Source organism: Virgibacillus sp. LDC1 (genome assembly GCF_025792345.1).
GTDB classification, from domain to species: Bacteria; Bacillota; Bacilli; order Paenibacillales; family Paenibacillaceae; genus Paenibacillus_AQ; species Paenibacillus_AQ lautus.
This window is the reverse complement of record NZ_JAOXLZ010000007.1, coordinates 33,229-49,679: the sequence shown is the minus strand read 5'-3', so window position 1 is coordinate 49,679 and position 16,451 is coordinate 33,229. Positions and strand designations below refer to the sequence as shown.

The window sequence follows — 16,451 nt, the reverse complement described above, 5'->3', positions numbered from 1 at the left end:
ATCGACGCACGTTCAAAGATGACAGACCGCATGTAGAGGAAGCTTTCCTTTCGAGATAATCGCAGTGCCTTCTCCAAGATCCGACGGTAAACCGACGGATTCTCCTGCAGGAACTCCTGCAGCTTCTCGGCGAACAAGGACTCAAGTCTCGAAGTTTATGCTCTTGGTTATCTCTAAAAATGTAATACATACATCATTACCCCATTTAAAAGACAGGAGGCGAAGCTCGAAGGATTACAACAAATCGCACATCAGGAGATGAAGAAGACATGGAAAGTTGGAAAAAGAATTTATGGATACTATGGTTCGGCTCATTTATCGTTTCATCAAGCTTCTCGATGGTCATACCATTTCTCCCGCTTTTTCTGATTGAGCTCGGCGTTACGAAGCATACGGAAATGTGGTCGGGACTGCTGTTCAGTTCCGCTTTTTTTGCGGGCGCCTTGTCCTCTCCCTTCTGGGGAGCCGTCGGCGATAAATATGGACGCAAACCGATGATAATCCGCGCGGGGCTGGTGCTCTTTGTCATCTATATTCTGATGGCATTCGTCACGAATGAGTATCAGGTATTGGTTCTCCGCCTGCTGCAGGGCCTTCTCTCCGGTTTTATTCCGGGCGCAATCGCCATTGTAGGCACCAACACCCCTGAGAAAAAAGTTGGCTACGCCCTCTCCATGATGTCCACGGCAACCGCAACCGGCGGCATTATGGGCCCGATGATCGGAGGCACCCTGGCCTCCCTGTTCAGCAACCGAATGGCATTCGGATTGGCAGGGATGCTGTGCTTCGCAGCCACGCTGCTTGTCATATTCTGGGTCAAAGAAGAGAAATTCGTGCCCAGCAAAGAGCGCGTCTCCGTCATAAACACCTTTAAGGTTGCCGGACATAACAAGGCACTGATGACCGTGCTCATGCTTACGGTGCTGACGCAGTTTTCCGTCATGACGATCGAGCCGGTATTGCCGCTGTATATCGCTCAGATCGGCGGCTCTTCATCGCATACCTCGATGATTGCCGGCTTTGTGTTCTCCATCGTCGGGATTGCCAGCATCCTGTTTGCGGCCCGCTGGGGACGCTTATCCGATAAAATCGGGTTCCAAAAGGTGCTGCTGATCGGTCTGCTCGCCGGCGGAATCGGATCGCTCGCCCAGATCCTGTTCAGCAACATTTGGGCATTCTCGGCCATCCGCTTTGCTTACGGCGCGTTTTTCTGTGCCGTATTCCCGGCGCTCAACGGCCTTGTCGTCAAACATACGCCAAGCGAATTCCGCGGGCGTGCGTTCAGCCTCAACCAAACCGCCAACCAAATCGGCGGGATGGCCGGACCTCTCGCGGGCGGCATGATCAGCGGCATCTTTAACATCCATTCTGTATTCTTGATGACCGGTGTGTTAATGCTGATTACAACTGCCATTACTTATTGGACGATGCGGCCATCGCGCCGGCAGCCTGTAGAAAAAGGCTCCCTCTCTTCATAAAGTCTTTTTACTTTTACGCACGCGGGATGATTTCAGATCTCGCGTGCGTATTTCATTACCGATTTGTATTGAATCATCGGGTGGGCTTATATAGCCCAACATCGTTAACTCATAATCGCTCGATTGTCTATATACTCCATTACATAATTAATGTCATTGATATTTAATCCTGCTAATAACGGCTTCGTTACGCATGATTGCCTTTCACAGCAGCATTCTGCCTCGCTACATATCATTCAATTCATTGCTGCACCATTCACTTGTCACGAGCAATATGAAATCGGCGAATATTCCACTAGCGCGCACATCTTGCCTGCATACCTATTCTCCTCCGCCACTTTACACATGCATATGATTATCCGCTTCATCCCAAGGCACCGCGTAACCGCTGCCCTTCGCACAGAATATCGAAGAGGAGCTGTACTCCGGGTCCGCATTTTTATCGTATCCTTTACGTTCAATGACCTCGGCCTCGTTATGGCACCGTCCATATCCGCCGTAAACCAGGGAGATCGTACCTCTTCCCTTGGTGTAGGCGGCTAATTCCATGCTGTAATTCATCATGGTCGATACGGGAGCCGATCCCGTGACCGTCACCTTGTTTCCGACCGTTTCCGGCGGCTCAAAGCTTGCCTTCGCCATGGTCAAATCCGACATCAGCCGTCCGATATACTCGGCATCGACCTTCACCTTGAAGTGATAGTAAGGCTCCAGCAGCATATTGACTGTCTTCTCCAGCCCTTGGCGTAATGCACGGTAGGTGGCTTCCCTAAAATCCCCACCGTGCGTATGCTTGTTGTGCGCCCGTCCCTTCAGCAGGGTAATCTTGATATCCGTGACGGGAGAGCCTGTAAGCAGCCCGTGATGATCCCTCTCACCGACATGCTGGGCAACCAGATGCTGATAATTGACCGGAAGCACGTCGGGATGGCAAGCATTGGCGAACACGATGCCGCTGTTCCGCAATCCCGGCTCCAGCCGGAGGTGCACTTCCGCATAATGCTTCAGCGGTTCAAAATGGCCACAGCCCACAACGGCTTCTGTTATGGTCTCTTTATATAAAATCTCCGGTTCACCGAAGGTGATCCGGTAACCAAAGCGCTCGAACACGATTCGTTCCAGTACTTCAAGCTGAATGATACCCATCACATGGATATGAATCGCCTGAGCGTGCTCATCCCACTGGACAGACAGGGAAGGATCCTCCGCATCCAGCAGACGGAATTCGCGCAGCATATCCTTGGGATGAATGGAGGACTCGAATTGCACCTTCGACTTCAGTGTCGGTACAAGCTCATAAACGGTCCGGCCACCACTCAGTGTCCCGAGCCCGTCGCCTGCCGCAGCTGATGAAATACCCGTCACTACAAACAGATCACCCGCTTGCACCTGATCGACATTCGTTACGCGCCCTCCATTGATCAAACGGATATGCGTCACCTTCTCCGTGATCGTCTCCGTTCCGGAGAAATAAGCCATCTCATCGCGCACCCGCAGCATTCCGCCCATGGCTTTGATATACGTCAGTCTTGTGCCCTGTTCGTCATGACGAATCTTATATACCCTTCCGGCAAAATCAACGCTGGGGTCATAGTCCGTAACCGTCAGCAGATCCAGCTGATGCAAGAAATGGGACACGCCCACGTTTTGCAGAGCTGATCCGCTGAAGCAGGGGAATAGCTGTCCTCTCTTTAGCATCGCTGTCATCGTATCCAGCCACCGTGAGACCTCAACTCCCTGTTCCATATAGAGCTCCAGCAGCTTCTCGTCCCGCTCCGCGATAGCCTCCATGAGCGAGGACTGCATCACGCCTTCGTGCAGTACATCCTCCTCCGTGATCATACAGACGTCTGCGGAAAGCTCGCTCTGAATCTCTGCAAACACACGCGCCACATCCGCGCCTTCCCGGTCGATTTTATTAATAAACAAGAACGTAGGGACGCCATGCTTACGCAATAACTGCCACACCGTCTCCGTATGCCCTTCGACACCTTCCACGGCGCTAATGACAACAACTGCGGCGTCCATGACCTGAATGGCACGCTCCATCTCCGGCGAGAAGTCGACGTGACCCGGCGTATCGATTAAATAATAAGTGGAGCCGTTAAAATGCATGGTGGCCTGATCGGCAAATACGGTGATGCCCCGTTCCTTTTCAATGTCATGCCGATCAAGAAAAGCGCTCTGATGATCCACGCGGCCCCGCTCCTGAATCGTATCGGTCATATATAACAACTGCTCCGCCAACGTGGTTTTGCCTGCATCCACATGGGCGAACATGCCTATCGTTTTTTTCATCCGCTTATTCCCTCTTCTGCAAGCCGGTTTAATTACATATCCATTGCTCTCACGATTTAATTTTAACATATCAGATCGCATAAACGTACGTATGTTCTATATTTTTCGAACGAGGGTGAACCATTCCGCTATCTAAACCACAATAGCTGCCCATCCGCACCCCATGTGTGCAGCAGGACAGCTATCGGTATTATCGAAAATTCACTCTAGTCCATGTGATCTGAGCTCATAATTCCATTCTGTGGATTATTTCACCAGCTCAAACGAGGACAGCGCACGCGCCAAGGCGTCTTGCTGCATTTTCGTTGCATTGGCATCATTCAACGTCGTCGTAATCGTGTACGCGATATCTCCGCTTTTAAACACGATTTCCTGAGTCGTAAAACCAACGCCGTTCTTCACCTGATGCACCTTGAACGACACGGCAGGCACACCGGCAAACGTAATGTTATCCACGCCAAGCAATTTCACCGTCGTCCCTGAAGCCGAGCTGGCTTCATTATAATAACGCTTCAGGTTGCTGACGATGAATTCTGCGGATGTATCCTTTTGAGCAAGAATTTCAAACCCGCCTCCGGCAAATCCATATTCCACCGTTCCCTGCTCGAACTGATCATTCAGCGGCTCCCAGTACTTTGGAATATCGATATGATAGCGGTACGTTTCGGAGTTTTTGCTTCTCATCTTGGTTTTATCGGTCAGATAGCCTTCATCGCCAATGCGGCCGAAGTTCTCCGGTACCACATCATAATCGATTTCGATCGATTCCAGCACCTTCTTCCAGTTGGAAGCCGATCGTTCCTGGCCATCCGGTACCGCATACTCCAGATAATAGCGGTAGCCGTTCTTCTGGATCATCACTTCATATTCCGTCACCCATTTATCTCCGAAGTTGTACCGAACCTCTTGAATCTGCCCTTTGACACCGGATATCTCGACAGGAGTAAGTCCGACGTATTCATAAGAATCTGGGACAAAGGATTCCGACAGCCAGTCTTTAAGCCGCTGCCCCCAAGCTGTGAGCGTGCCATCAACCCCTGTAGGAGCGGATGTCACCGAGACGGACAGATAACCTTCCCCTTCGCTGCCGTATAACATATCCTTGTTGTTGATTTCCCAGCCTGCAGGAATGCCAAACCATATGCCGTATTCTTCATTTCCTGCTTCACGGAGTCCACCTACGATAGAGGAGACGTCTTTTAATGATTTGTCTCCCGCCTGATAGGTCGTTTTGAAAGAACCCAGCAAGCTCGCGTGTTTGTCCATATCCTTATAGTGAACCGCTTCGGCATCGGCAAAATACAGCTCATAGACGCGATCATTGGCATAATACTGCCTGCCTTCCCATAGGACGCCGTCGACATCGCGGGAAATGACTCTGGCATACGGTCCGCTTGCGACCGTCTCTTGGTGAAGCACAACATCTCCAGAATCGCTCAGTTCTTTCAGGAGCCGTTCTAACAGATCGTCAGGACTCAGCTTTACTTTCTGAGAGGAGGCATGAACCTCAAGATAATAGCGGCCCGTCGCATCATTGAAAGCAGCACCGCTCTCGTCGTCGGTTCCTCTCCCAACGATCATCCAGGAAGGATAATTCATACTCCATTCATAATAGCTATTTCCGATTCGGGTCTTCCCGGTCGTATTGTTAATCTCGCCCTCGTCATGCTTCTCTTCCTTATCCGTGACCATGAGGCTGATGGACAGCTTGCCTTGGGAGGAGCTTACCTTGGCGCCAATCCCCCCCGCAACCGGACGCAGCGGTACCATCAGCGTTCCGGACACCATCGTCGGTTCTACCGGCAGCTGTACCTTTTTCCCGTCAATCCATGCGGTTTTGTTGCCGATAACGAGCACAACCGTATGCGGTCCTTGCAGCAGTCGAACCCGGTTCTCGCCCTCCAGCTTGATCTCGCTGCCAAAAGCTTTTTTAAACACGCCCAGCGGTACCATCAATACGCCCTGCTTCAGCTGCGGCTTGGCAATCGTATATGAGGTGCCATTGACCGAAGCTGTGCTGCTGCCGCTTTGAACGGTCAGTATACGCTTCTCCGGCACACCGTCATCTCCCCATACGGGGAGTGACAACGACGTAAATAGCATTAAAGCCGATAAGGTTCCGGCTGTCATCTGCCGCAAACGTCGGCTTGATTCCGTTCTTTCTCTCTTCACCATTATTCTGCCTCCCCAACGCCTGACGAAGCAGCTTCGTTACCATCCTGGCTGAGCGTCAGTTTTACATTCACAATATCTCCATCTCGCTGCATCAGCAGCTGAACCTGCTGGCCTGGGATGAAGGGCTTTAACCGTTCGTTGATATCAACGACGGAATAGATTCGTTTTCCGTTAATTGCATATAACACGTCATCCTCTTGGATTCCAGCTTTCCGGGCTTGCTCGGACAGCACCTTCGTAACGGTCAATGGGTCGTCCGAAGGCAGACCCACGATGGCGGACCAGCTTTCTTCCAGCTCCAATCCGAGGCCGGCTCTTCGAACCTCGCCGTATTCCAATAAATGATCCACAATATAATGGACCGTTTCCGCTGGGATGGAAAAGCCCATATTTTCAATGCCAACGGCGGCAAACTTCTTGCTGTTGATGCCAATGACCTCGCCTTTCAGATTGACGAGCGGCCCTCCGCTGTTGCCCGGGTTAATAGCGGTATCAGTTTGAATCAGGCGATAAGAGCCGTCTACGCTCCGGTTTAAGCCGCTTACCACACCCACGGATGCCGAGTTTCGTAACGAGAAAGAGATTGGCGTACCAATGGCGACCACCGTTTCTCCAACCAGCGCATTTTGCGCGGATGCGGCAAATTTGGCCGGCTTCAGAGACTTGGCATTAATTTTGACCAACGCAATATCACTCATAGGGTCGCTGTATACGCCCTTGGCTTTATAGGATTTACCGTCTGAGGTTACGACCGTGATTCCGGTTAGCCCGTCCACCACATGAGCGTTCGTCACGATCCAGCCGTCTGACTTCCAGATCACACCCGTACCGTGCGCCAGATTATATCTGTCATCCACTTCGCCGCTTCCTTGTGCTGCCTTCCCGATAATGCCGACAACCGACGGCGACATCCGGCTGATCACCTGCGGCACCGCATTTTGTTCATATGTATTCTTGGGCTTAGCGCTTGCTGCAGCCGCAATGTCTGTATGCATAAGCACATCGCCGCTTCCTGCCAGAATGATGGCCCCCAGCAGCGCAGCCGCCGATCGTTTTTGCCATTGTAAATTCTTCAATTCGTTTGTTCCTCCCCCGGTTCCATCCTCAACCCAACTTGTACTCCTCAATTTATCATGTTTTTCCATTTGTAGCCATTGCTTCTAGACCTATTTCTTTTACGTTTTTCCTGCGGAGCATGTAACTTTTCCCCGAAGAAACAAAAAGACGCCTCCATACTGCCAACAGCAGACGGGCGTCTTGTTTGTATGTATTTCATTACATTCGTCATATGAAGCCGCTTTAAATAAGGTACCTAGGCCAACCTAATTGTTAAACCATCCTGTAATCATGGCATAGTCAGAGTACAAGAACACAAATAAGCTGACGAGACCGAAAGCGATTGCGAATTTATTTTTTTGGCGGGCCATTAACAAGCGAACCACACCAACAAAGATCAGAATCGTAAACAGGATCATGAAAATATCAAATGTCTTAAACGTCGCGCTCGCATCCGATGCTGCTGCAAGGATCATGAAACGTACCTCCTCGTGGGTTTCTTCTCGGGCAAATTTACATATCTTCTTCTATGTTATCCATGTGCCCGTCCAGATGCAAGCCCTCCGCCCCTAAAAATGAAAAAAAGTCATAGAAATTTCTCATTTTTAACCAAATTTTCAGATATTAGCATGACTTTCATCACGGCAAAGGCGGGATCAAGCTTGCGTTAGGGAGTCAGGCATAGGCTGCTTCGTATATCGAAGTGACTCCGGACAGGATCGAGAAACGTTCACTCCTGTTCCTCATACTCCTCAGGAATCGATTCCTGCTCTATTGCCGTTTCCTTCTCCAAGTCCTCACTTGGCCATGCCACGGAAGGATCCGTGATCGTAATCCGATCCTCAGGTTCCTTTTTGACATCCAGCACAACCTCATTGGACGGTTCACTGCTTACATTCAGTTCGTTCACAGCTACTACATGGATCGCATATCGGCCGGACGGACCTGCCAACATATTGCGGTTCGGAATAAGATAGGAACGGCTCACTAAAGGTTCATCATTCAAACGATACAGTACTCCGTCAGGTCCTATGTAGTATACATGATAGTTTATGCCTTCCTGCGCATCTGACCAGGTTAAACCAATGGATTCATCTTCCTCATGTAGGATGGCCTGAAGATCGGATATTTTATTCGGGCGGCTCGAAACTTCGTTAGAATAGCCACTCTTGCCGACGCTGTTCACAGCCTCAACCACATAGTAGGCGGTCTCCTGAAAACGCACATCGGATGTTACGTAAGCGCCTGACTTCACATTCGCTCCGTCAGCCAATAACGTATAACCCGTTCCGGACTTCTCGCTGAAATAAATATTGTAAGTTTCCCCTTGTTGCTCTGTCCAGGTTAATTGAATCTGACCCTTCTCATATTGGAATTTCAAATCCTTCGGAGCGATTGGTGCCGTTATCGGCAAATCCGGCTGAGATGCCAAGGTCTCTGTCCCCGCATGGGACTGTGCTGACCCGGGAACGGCAGGAGTTGTGGATGATGATCCCGAAGATGAGGTTACGACACCTTGGATTACCGGGCGGGAAGTTTCTGGTGGTGTCTCTACCTCCGCAGTATCCGAGCTGATGTGCTCCACGGCTTTCAACCACTTCGCTGTAGCCAAAGCCGCCTCTTCCCGGGTAACGGTACCCTTGGGATTCAGAACATCGGCTGCGGATCCCTGAAAGAGACCTAACTCCATGGCCAGTACGATAGCATCCTCAGCATAATGGCTGAAGGAGCCTTCATGTAACTCTAGCTCCAGCTGCGTGGCTTCCCCGTCCGAGGTTTCCTGATCGGTAGTCCCTTGCAGAGCTCTTTGATACAGCACAGCCACATCCTGACGTGTCAGCAACTGTCCAGGTCCAAATCTTCCATTTCCTATCCCCTTCACCAGCCCTGCATGAACCGCAGCTTCGATTGCGGAGAAGGCATAGTGATTATTAGGTACATCCTTGAAGGTAGCGACTTCCGGAAGCTCAGCCGTGTTCAGGTTTAGAGCATTCACAATCAATATGACAAAATCCTGTCGGCTGATGGCCGCTTTCGGATGGAGATCCCTACCACCGTCACCGGGATGGGGTCCTCCTTCGGTTAACCGGAGAATGGCTTCCTGCGCATCGAAGAGCCCCATATCTGAAACGGGTACACCCTCTTTTGCTTGAACGCTATCGGATGAGTTTATGTATAAAGCACTTGCTGCCAGAGCTATCAGAACGGAACAGGTGATCCTCTTCATACAATCCCTCCATTTTGTCGCAATCATCAAGATCATACCATATCCTGGAATGCGAAGATATTGAAGGATGAAATGAAATTAGAAAAAAAGAGCCCCCGTTATAAAACCGGGGACTCCGTTATTACACTAACCTTATTCATCTGCTGAAATATGAAATGTTATAAGCTGTGTGCTTCACAGTTCACTTCCAGCATGGAACAGATTCGTTTAAGATACTGTCCATTCATCCGGTCTCCCTTGCAGAAGCAAGGGAGCAGCTATTAACGTGCCGCTTCCACCTTGTTCAATTCCTTGGTTCGCTTTGTATCGCGTTCCAGGATTGGCTTCAGGTACTTCCCTGTATAAGACTCCGGCACCTTCACCAAATCCTCAGGCGTTCCGGTAGCGATGATAGTACCGCCGCCGCTGCCTCCCTCAGGACCCAGGTCGATCAGATAGTCCGCGGTCTTAATGACATCGAGATTGTGCTCGATGACAAGGACGGACTCCCCGGATTCCACCAGACGGTGAAGCACAACGAGCAGACGGTCGATATCGTCCACATGCAGGCCGGTGGTCGGTTCATCCAGAATATACATCGTTTTGCCTGTGCTGCGGCGGTACAGCTCGGAAGCCAGCTTCACCCGCTGCGCTTCACCACCGGACAATGTGGTGGCAGGTTGGCCCAACGTAATATAACCCAGACCGACATCCATCAGCGTCTGCATCTTCCGGTGTATCTTTGGAATGTTCTGGAAGAAGTCCGTTGCATTCTCAACGGTCATCTCCAGTACTTCAGCGATATTCTTGCCTTTATATTTGACTTCCAGCGTTTCGCGGTTGTAGCGTTTGCCCTTACATACTTCACAAGGCACGTAGATATCCGGCAGGAAGTGCATCTCAATTTTGATGATACCGTCCCCGCGGCAAGCCTCGCAGCGTCCGCCCTTCACGTTGAAGCTGAAGCGGCCCTTCTTGTATCCGCGAATCTTCGCTTCATTCGTCTGGGAATAGATATCCCGGATGTCGTCGAAGACGCCCGTGTAGGTCGCCGGGTTGGAGCGAGGCGTACGACCAATCGGTGACTGGTCGATGTCAATGACCTTCTCGATATGCTCCAGACCTTTCATCTCACGGTATTGCCCCGGACGTACTTTGGCCCTGTTCAAATCACGAGCGAGTGTCTTGTAGAGGATCTCGTTAACCAGTGTCGATTTCCCTGACCCAGACACCCCGGTTACCGCCGTAAAGACACCAATCGGAATTTTCACGTTGATATTCTTCAGATTGTTCTCTTTCGCGCCTTTAATCTCGAGCCAGCGTCCGTCGGTCTTGCGCCGCTTGCTGCTGACCGGAATGAACTTGCGGCCGCTCAGGTACTGGCCCGTCAGAGAATTAGGGTCGTTCATAATCTCCTTCGGGGTTCCCTCCGCGATGACCTGGCCGCCATGAATGCCAGCGCCGGGACCGATATCGATGATATAGTCCGCAGCCATCATGGTGTCCTCGTCATGCTCGACCACAATCAGCGTATTGCCCAGATTCCGCATATGCTCCAGCGTCGAAATCAGGCGGTCATTATCCCGCTGATGCAGCCCGATGCTGGGCTCGTCCAGAATGTACAGCACGCCCATCAGGCTGGAGCCGATCTGCGTGGCTAGCCGGATCCGCTGCGCTTCCCCACCCGACAGCGTTCCCGCCGAACGACTGAGCGTCAGGTAATCCAGACCCACATTGACAAGGAAGCCCAAACGGCTGTGAATTTCCTTCAGAATGAGATTGGCAATCTGTTTTTCTTTCTCGCTAAGCTCCAGGTGATCGAAGAATTTCAGGGATTCTCCGATCGACAGGCTGGTCACATAAGCCATGTTGCGATCATTGATTGTAACGGCCAGGCTTTCCTTCCGAAGACGATGACCTTTACAAACATCGCATGGCTTGCTGCTCATATAACCTTCGATGTATTCGCGAATCCCCTCGGAATTGGTATCGCGGTAGCGACGTTCCAGGTTCGGAATGATGCCCTCGAAGGTCACATGCGCTTCCTTGCGCTGACCGAAGTCATTCTCATAACGGAAGTGAACCTTCTCATTGCCCGTACCGTACAACAGTTTATTCATCTGTTCCTGACTAAAGGTACTGACCGGCTTGTCCAGCGGAATGCCGAAATGCGCGCAGACCGATTTCAGAAACTGCGGATAATAAGTCGACGTGCCCCCGCTCCATGCAGCGAAGGCACCTTCCTCCACGCTCTTGCTCGTATCCGGTACAAGCAGCTCCGGATCCACGATCATTTCGACGCCCAGACCGTCGCAATCCGGACAAGCACCGAAAGGGGTATTGAAGGAGAACATCCTCGGGGTCAGCTCTTCCATGCTGAAGCCGCAGATCGGGCAAGCAAAATTGGAGCTGAACCGCAGCTCCTCCTGACCCATAATATCAACCAGGAGCTGACCGCCTGACAGGTTCAGTGCCGTCTCGATCGAATCGGCCAGACGTGCTTCGATATCTTCCTTAACTACGATCCGGTCCACAACCACCTCGATCGTATGCTTTTTGTTCTTCTCCAGCTCAATGCTTTCCGACAGATCGCGCAGCTCTCCATCGACGCGCACCCGAACGAAGCCCTGCTTCGCAATATCGGCAAACAGGTTCTTATGCTCGCCCTTGCGCCCGGAAATGACCGGCGCGAGAATTTGCAGTCTCGTCTTCTCGGGATACTGCATGATGCGGTCTACCATTTGCTCGACCGTCTGGGACGTAATCTCGACGCCATGCTCCGGACAGTGCGGGTGTCCTACCCGGGCAAACAGCAGACGGAGATAATCATAGATTTCCGTTACGGTACCTACCGTAGAGCGCGGATTTCGGCTCGTGGTTTTCTGGTCAATCGATATCGCCGGCGATAGGCCTTCAATGGAATCGACATCCGGCTTCTCCATTTGTCCGAGGAACTGGCGTGCATAAGCGGACAAGGATTCCACGTAACGGCGCTGACCCTCGGCATAAATCGTATCGAATGCGAGAGAGGATTTACCCGAGCCGCTAAGCCCCGTAAGAACGACGAACTTGTCACGCGGTATCGTGACGTCGATATTTTTCAGATTGTGTGCACGTGCGCCTTTGATCACAATATTTTCACTTGCCAAACGATATCATCTCCTACTCCATATGGCATGCATGTGGTGCTTATATTTTCACAAAGAGAACGACCACTTAGGCCGTCCCCCCTGTCATTCATCTCTCCAAATTTATTCAGCTTGCAGCTCCAGCAGCGCATCACGAAGCTCGGCCGCACGCTCGAATTGCAAATTCTTCGCTGCTTCCTTCATTTCGGCCTCGAGACGCTGGATCAGTTTCTGGCGATCTTTCTTCGACATCTTCTGTCCTTCGCCCACTAGATAATCCGCCTTGCCCTCCGCAACCTTGGTTGCTTCGATGACATCGCGGATCTTCTTGCGGATCGTTTGCGGCGTTATGCCGTGCTTCTCGTTGTAAGCAACCTGGATGCTGCGGCGGCGCTCAGTTTCCTTGATCGCCCGATCCATCGAATCGGTGATCTTATCGCCGTACATGATAACTTTACCTTCCGAGTTCCGGGCTGCCCGGCCGATCGTCTGAATGAGCGAGCGATCCGAACGGAGGAAGCCTTCCTTGTCCGCATCCAGAATCGCTACCAAGGAAACCTCCGGCAGATCAAGACCCTCCCGTAGAAGGTTAATACCCACCAGCACGTGGAATGTACCAAGCCGCAGATCGCGCAGAATCTGCATCCGTTCCAGCGTCTTGATATCGGAGTGCATGTAACGAACCTTGATTCCAATTTCCTTCAGATAATCGGTCAGATCCTCTGACATTTTCTTCGTCAGGGTCGTCACGAGCACACGCTCGTCACGTTCCACCCGGTCATGGATCTCGCTAATCAAGTCATCGATCTGCCCTTCTGTTGGGCGCACATCAATGATCGGATCAAGCAGGCCTGTCGGCCGGATGATCTGTTCAACCATCGTATCGCAGTGCTCCATCTCATACGGACCAGGCGTAGCCGACACGTAGATGATCTGATTGACCTTCTCCTCGAATTCCTCGAACTTCAGCGGCCGGTTATCCAGCGCGGACGGCAGGCGGAAGCCGTGATCGACCAGCACCGTTTTCCGTGCCCGGTCACCGTTGTACATCGCGCGGATTTGCGGGAGCGTCACGTGTGATTCATCAATGACAAACAGCATATCGTCCGGGAAGTAGTCAAGGAGCGTATATGGCGTAGCACCAGGCTCCCTGAAGGTCAGAGGGCCGGAATAGTTCTCGATGCCGGAGCAGAATCCGACTTCCTTCATCATCTCGATGTCGTAACGGGTACGCTGCTCCAGGCGCTGCGCTTCCAGCAGCTTGCCTTCCGAGCGCAGCAGCTCAAGGCGTTCTTCCAATTCGCGTTCGATATTCACGATTGCTACCCGCATCGTCTCTTCACGGGTAACGAAGTGAGACGCCGGGAAAATGGCGATATGCTCGCGTTCTCCAACCAGCTCGCCCGTCAAGACGTCGATCTCCGTGATCCGCTCGATCTCGTCGCCAAACAGCTCGACGCGAACGGCCTGTTCCCCCTTCGAGGCTGGGAATATCTCGATGACATCCCCGCGGACGCGGAAGGTACCGCGAACGAAGTTGATATCGTTCCGCTGATACTGGATATCAACCAATCGCGACAAAATCTCATTCCGCGGCTTCTCCATGCCTACCCGGAGCGAAAGCAGCATTTCGCCGTACTCATGCGGCGAACCCAAGCCATATATGCAAGATACGCTTGCCACAATGATGACATCGCGCCGTTCAAACAGCGAACTCGTTGCAGAGTGGCGGAGCTTATCAATCTCTTCATTAATGCTGGAGTCCTTCTCGATATACGTATCGGAGGAAGGGATATACGCTTCCGGCTGATAGTAATCGTAATAACTCACGAAATAATCCACTGAGTTGTTCGGGAAGAATTCCTTAAACTCACTGGCCAGCTGTGCAGCCAGCGTCTTGTTATGCGCAATGACGAGTGTGGGACGGTTTACTTTGGCGATTGTCTGCGCGATCGTAAACGTCTTCCCCGTTCCTGTTGCACCTAGCAGCGTCTGATGTTTTTTCCCTTGGCGGAGTCCTTCGACCAACGCATCAATAGCCGTGGGCTGATCGCCCTGCGGCTGGAATTCAGACTGGATCTCAAAGGATTTGGTACTGACAACTAAATCGCTCATTGCCCTTCATCACCCTCATACTCTAAAATGAAATTCATGCTAAAAGATATGTCGAAACTTCCCGATGATATACTATGGGAAATTAGTGGTGTCTACGTAAGGAATAAGAATATTTGTTCCCGTCTCATTATACCCTTTACGTTTTTTTGATGCAAACAGTTTAATTAAAATTTCAATAAGTTCCAGCGCGAATGTTCCGGGCCACACCTTCTAGGGTTCGGCAGCCTTCAAATTCCATGTCGGACTAGCTTCAAGCAAACCCATGATCTACAATTAACTTCCTTAAGGAGATGATACAGCGTTATGGATATTACGATAATTCTTGGCATTCTCGCCGGTTTGGCCGCGTTGATCGGAGGGTTTTTATGGGAAGGCGGGCATCTGAGCGGCCTGCTGCAAGGAGCGGCTGCGCTTATCGTATTCGGCGGCACCATCGCCGCCGTCATCGTCAGTTTCCCGGCTACCCGGCTCCGCACCATCCCGGCTGCCCTCAAGCTGGCCTTCGGCCGCAGCAATCGTTCAACGGACGAGCTGATTGACGCCATTGTCGATATGTCGGTAACGGCCAGAAGAGACGGGGTGCTGGCGCTCGAGCGCATCTCGGCCGAACACGGGGATCCATTCCTGCGGGAAGGCATGCAGATGGTCGTGGACGGCAACGACCCGGAAATGGTGCGCCAAATCCTGGAGCTTGATATCAATGCCGCCGAGCAGAAGCACGAAGGGTATGCCAAGATTTTCGAGTCCGCCGGGGGATATGCTCCTACCATGGGAATCATCGGTACCGTCATGGGCTTGATCCACGTGCTGGGCAGTCTGCAAGACCCTACGGGTCTCGGACCTTCGATCGCGGTCGCGTTCACCGCCACTTTATACGGTGTCGCAAGTGCCAATATTATCTTTTTGCCCATTGCGACCAAGATTAAAGCACGTTCCGAAGAAGAAATTGCAAATATGGAGCTGCTGCTCGAAGGAATTATGGCTGTTCAGAACGGAGAGCACCCGCTGTTGGTTCGTAAAAAGCTAGCCTCCTTCGCTTCCGCCGGCACCACGGACATTCCGTCCTCAAGGGGGATCGCGCATGAGACAGCCGAATAGACGGCGCCGTCAGCGCAAGCAGGCTGAAGGCGACCAGCGGGACCGCTGGATGATCACCTATGCCGACTTGATTACGCTGCTCCTGATTTTTTTTGTTGTGATGTATGCCATGAGCCGGCTCGATACGGAAAAATACAAACTCGTCACCCAATCCCTGCAGGCCACCTTCCAGAGCGGAGACAGCATACTGGAGATGGGTTCAGGCCTCACCGGTACAGCCGATACGGAGAAGCATAAGAATCCTCCGCCGAAGCCTGCAGCCGATGAGGAGGGCGAAGGCAAGGATACAGCTGCGGAACCGCTAACCGAGCGAGAACTCGCTTTCCGTGCCCAGGAGGAGGAGCTGGCAAACTTTATGGGACTCATTCAGCAATACGTGAAGGACAACCAGCTCGAAGAGGATATCTTCATCGCGGACGAGCCGCAAGGGATTGCCATTACGCTAAGCGACCGCTTCCTGTTCGATGTCGGCAAGGCCGAGCTTAAACCCGGGGCCGCTCCGGTTCTGGGCAAATTAGCCAGTCTGTTCGGCGATTTAAACACCACGGTGAGCATCGAGGGGCATACGGACAATGTGCCGATCGGCCGCTACTCCAGTTACAAAGACAACTGGGAGCTCTCCGGTGCCCGGGCGATGTCAGTGCTGCGGTTCTTCCTCGATAACAGCAAGCTGGACCCGGAAGGCTTCCAATACGCAGGCTATGCCGATACAAGACCAGCCGCGGATAATGCGACTGCCGAAGGCAAGCAGAAAAATCGGCGGGTTGAAATTACGGTGCTGCGGCAGCTTAAGGAGTAGGGAGATAGCCTCCATCGGACAAACTCGCTCCCATGCTTTGCCTTTGAAGAAAATGCTTAACCCATCGCCACCTATATTAAATAAGCGCCCGGCAGACT

10 protein-coding genes are annotated in these 16,451 nt (G+C 51.9%); 3 read left to right on the top strand and 7 right to left on the bottom strand.

Annotated features, from left to right (window positions below):
• Positions 1–269: 269 nt before the first annotated feature.
• Positions 270–1,478 carry an MFS transporter gene (locus OHJ21_RS30635; protein ID WP_127594778.1) on the top strand — a complete coding sequence of 403 codons (1,209 nt, stop codon included), beginning with the start codon at positions 270–272 and terminating at the stop codon, positions 1,476–1,478.
• 339 nt (positions 1,479–1,817) lie between these two features.
• Here OHJ21_RS30635 and OHJ21_RS30630 read toward each other — a convergent pair whose 3' ends face one another.
• The 7 genes from OHJ21_RS30630 to uvrB all read right to left on the bottom strand — a co-directional run bounded on the left by OHJ21_RS30630 (position 1,818) and on the right by uvrB (position 14,456).
• Positions 1,818–3,776, bottom strand: coding sequence for a GTP-binding protein (locus OHJ21_RS30630; protein WP_486022114.1), 1,959 nt, complete (start codon positions 3,774–3,776; stop codon positions 1,818–1,820).
• A gap of 246 nt (positions 3,777–4,022) precedes the next feature.
• Positions 4,023–5,951: a copper amine oxidase N-terminal domain-containing protein gene (locus tag OHJ21_RS30625; protein ID WP_486022112.1), complete on the bottom strand. Its 1,929-nt coding sequence runs from the start codon at positions 5,949–5,951 to the stop codon at positions 4,023–4,025.
• Entirely contained in the window at positions 5,951–7,027 is a 1,077-nt protein-coding gene (locus OHJ21_RS30620) for a S1C family serine protease (protein ID WP_486022110.1), read from the bottom strand. The genes OHJ21_RS30625 and OHJ21_RS30620 overlap by 1 nt, the downstream gene beginning before the upstream one ends.
• Before the next feature lie 246 nt (positions 7,028–7,273).
• On the bottom strand, positions 7,274–7,483 hold the full coding sequence (locus OHJ21_RS30615) for a hypothetical protein (RefSeq protein ID WP_071219760.1): 210 nt from the start codon (positions 7,481–7,483) through the stop codon (positions 7,274–7,276).
• A gap of 254 nt (positions 7,484–7,737) precedes the next feature.
• A complete protein-coding gene (locus tag OHJ21_RS30610) occupies positions 7,738–9,234 on the bottom strand; it encodes an S-layer homology domain-containing protein (protein ID WP_486022108.1) in 1,497 nt (498 codons plus the stop codon).
• Between the two features lie 260 nt (positions 9,235–9,494).
• A complete protein-coding gene (gene uvrA, locus OHJ21_RS30605; protein ID WP_194539885.1) occupies positions 9,495–12,362 on the bottom strand; it encodes an excinuclease ABC subunit UvrA in 2,868 nt (955 codons plus the stop codon).
• Positions 12,363–12,464: 102 nt separating this feature from the next.
• A complete protein-coding gene (gene uvrB / locus OHJ21_RS30600) occupies positions 12,465–14,456 on the bottom strand; it encodes an excinuclease ABC subunit UvrB (RefSeq protein ID WP_100540893.1) in 1,992 nt (663 codons plus the stop codon).
• 303 nt (positions 14,457–14,759) lie between these two features.
• Between uvrB and OHJ21_RS30595 the strand changes: the two genes are divergently transcribed.
• The gene (locus tag OHJ21_RS30595) at positions 14,760–15,554 is read left to right on the top strand and encodes a flagellar motor protein (RefSeq protein WP_100540894.1); all 795 of its coding nucleotides are present in this window, start codon (positions 14,760–14,762) and stop codon (positions 15,552–15,554) included.
• Positions 15,538–16,353 (top strand): flagellar motor protein MotB, encoded by an 816-nt coding sequence (locus OHJ21_RS30590; RefSeq protein WP_326120405.1) that lies wholly within the window; start codon positions 15,538–15,540, stop codon positions 16,351–16,353. Before OHJ21_RS30595 ends, OHJ21_RS30590 begins: the two co-directional genes overlap by 17 nt.
• Positions 16,354–16,451: the final 98 nt, after the last annotated feature.

What these genes read in the sequence shown, in the direction of transcription:
- OHJ21_RS30635 (WP_127594778.1), top strand. Translation starts at nt 270, where the DNA reads ATGGAAAGTTGGAAAAAGAATTTATGGATACTATGGTTCGGCTCATTT.
- OHJ21_RS30630 (WP_486022114.1), bottom strand. Translation starts at nt 3,776, where the DNA reads ATGAAAAAAACGATAGGCATGTTCGCCCATGTGGATGCAGGCAAAACC.
- OHJ21_RS30625 (WP_486022112.1), bottom strand. Translation starts at nt 5,951, where the DNA reads ATGGTGAAGAGAGAAAGAACGGAATCAAGCCGACGTTTGCGGCAGATG.
- OHJ21_RS30615 (WP_071219760.1), bottom strand. Translation starts at nt 7,483, where the DNA reads ATGATCCTTGCAGCAGCATCGGATGCGAGCGCGACGTTTAAGACATTT.
- OHJ21_RS30610 (WP_486022108.1), bottom strand. Translation starts at nt 9,234, where the DNA reads ATGAAGAGGATCACCTGTTCCGTTCTGATAGCTCTGGCAGCAAGTGCT.
- uvrB (WP_100540893.1), bottom strand. Translation starts at nt 14,456, where the DNA reads ATGAGCGATTTAGTTGTCAGTACCAAATCCTTTGAGATCCAGTCTGAA.
- OHJ21_RS30595 (WP_100540894.1), top strand. Translation starts at nt 14,760, where the DNA reads ATGGATATTACGATAATTCTTGGCATTCTCGCCGGTTTGGCCGCGTTG.
- OHJ21_RS30590 (WP_326120405.1), top strand. Translation starts at nt 15,538, where the DNA reads ATGAGACAGCCGAATAGACGGCGCCGTCAGCGCAAGCAGGCTGAAGGC.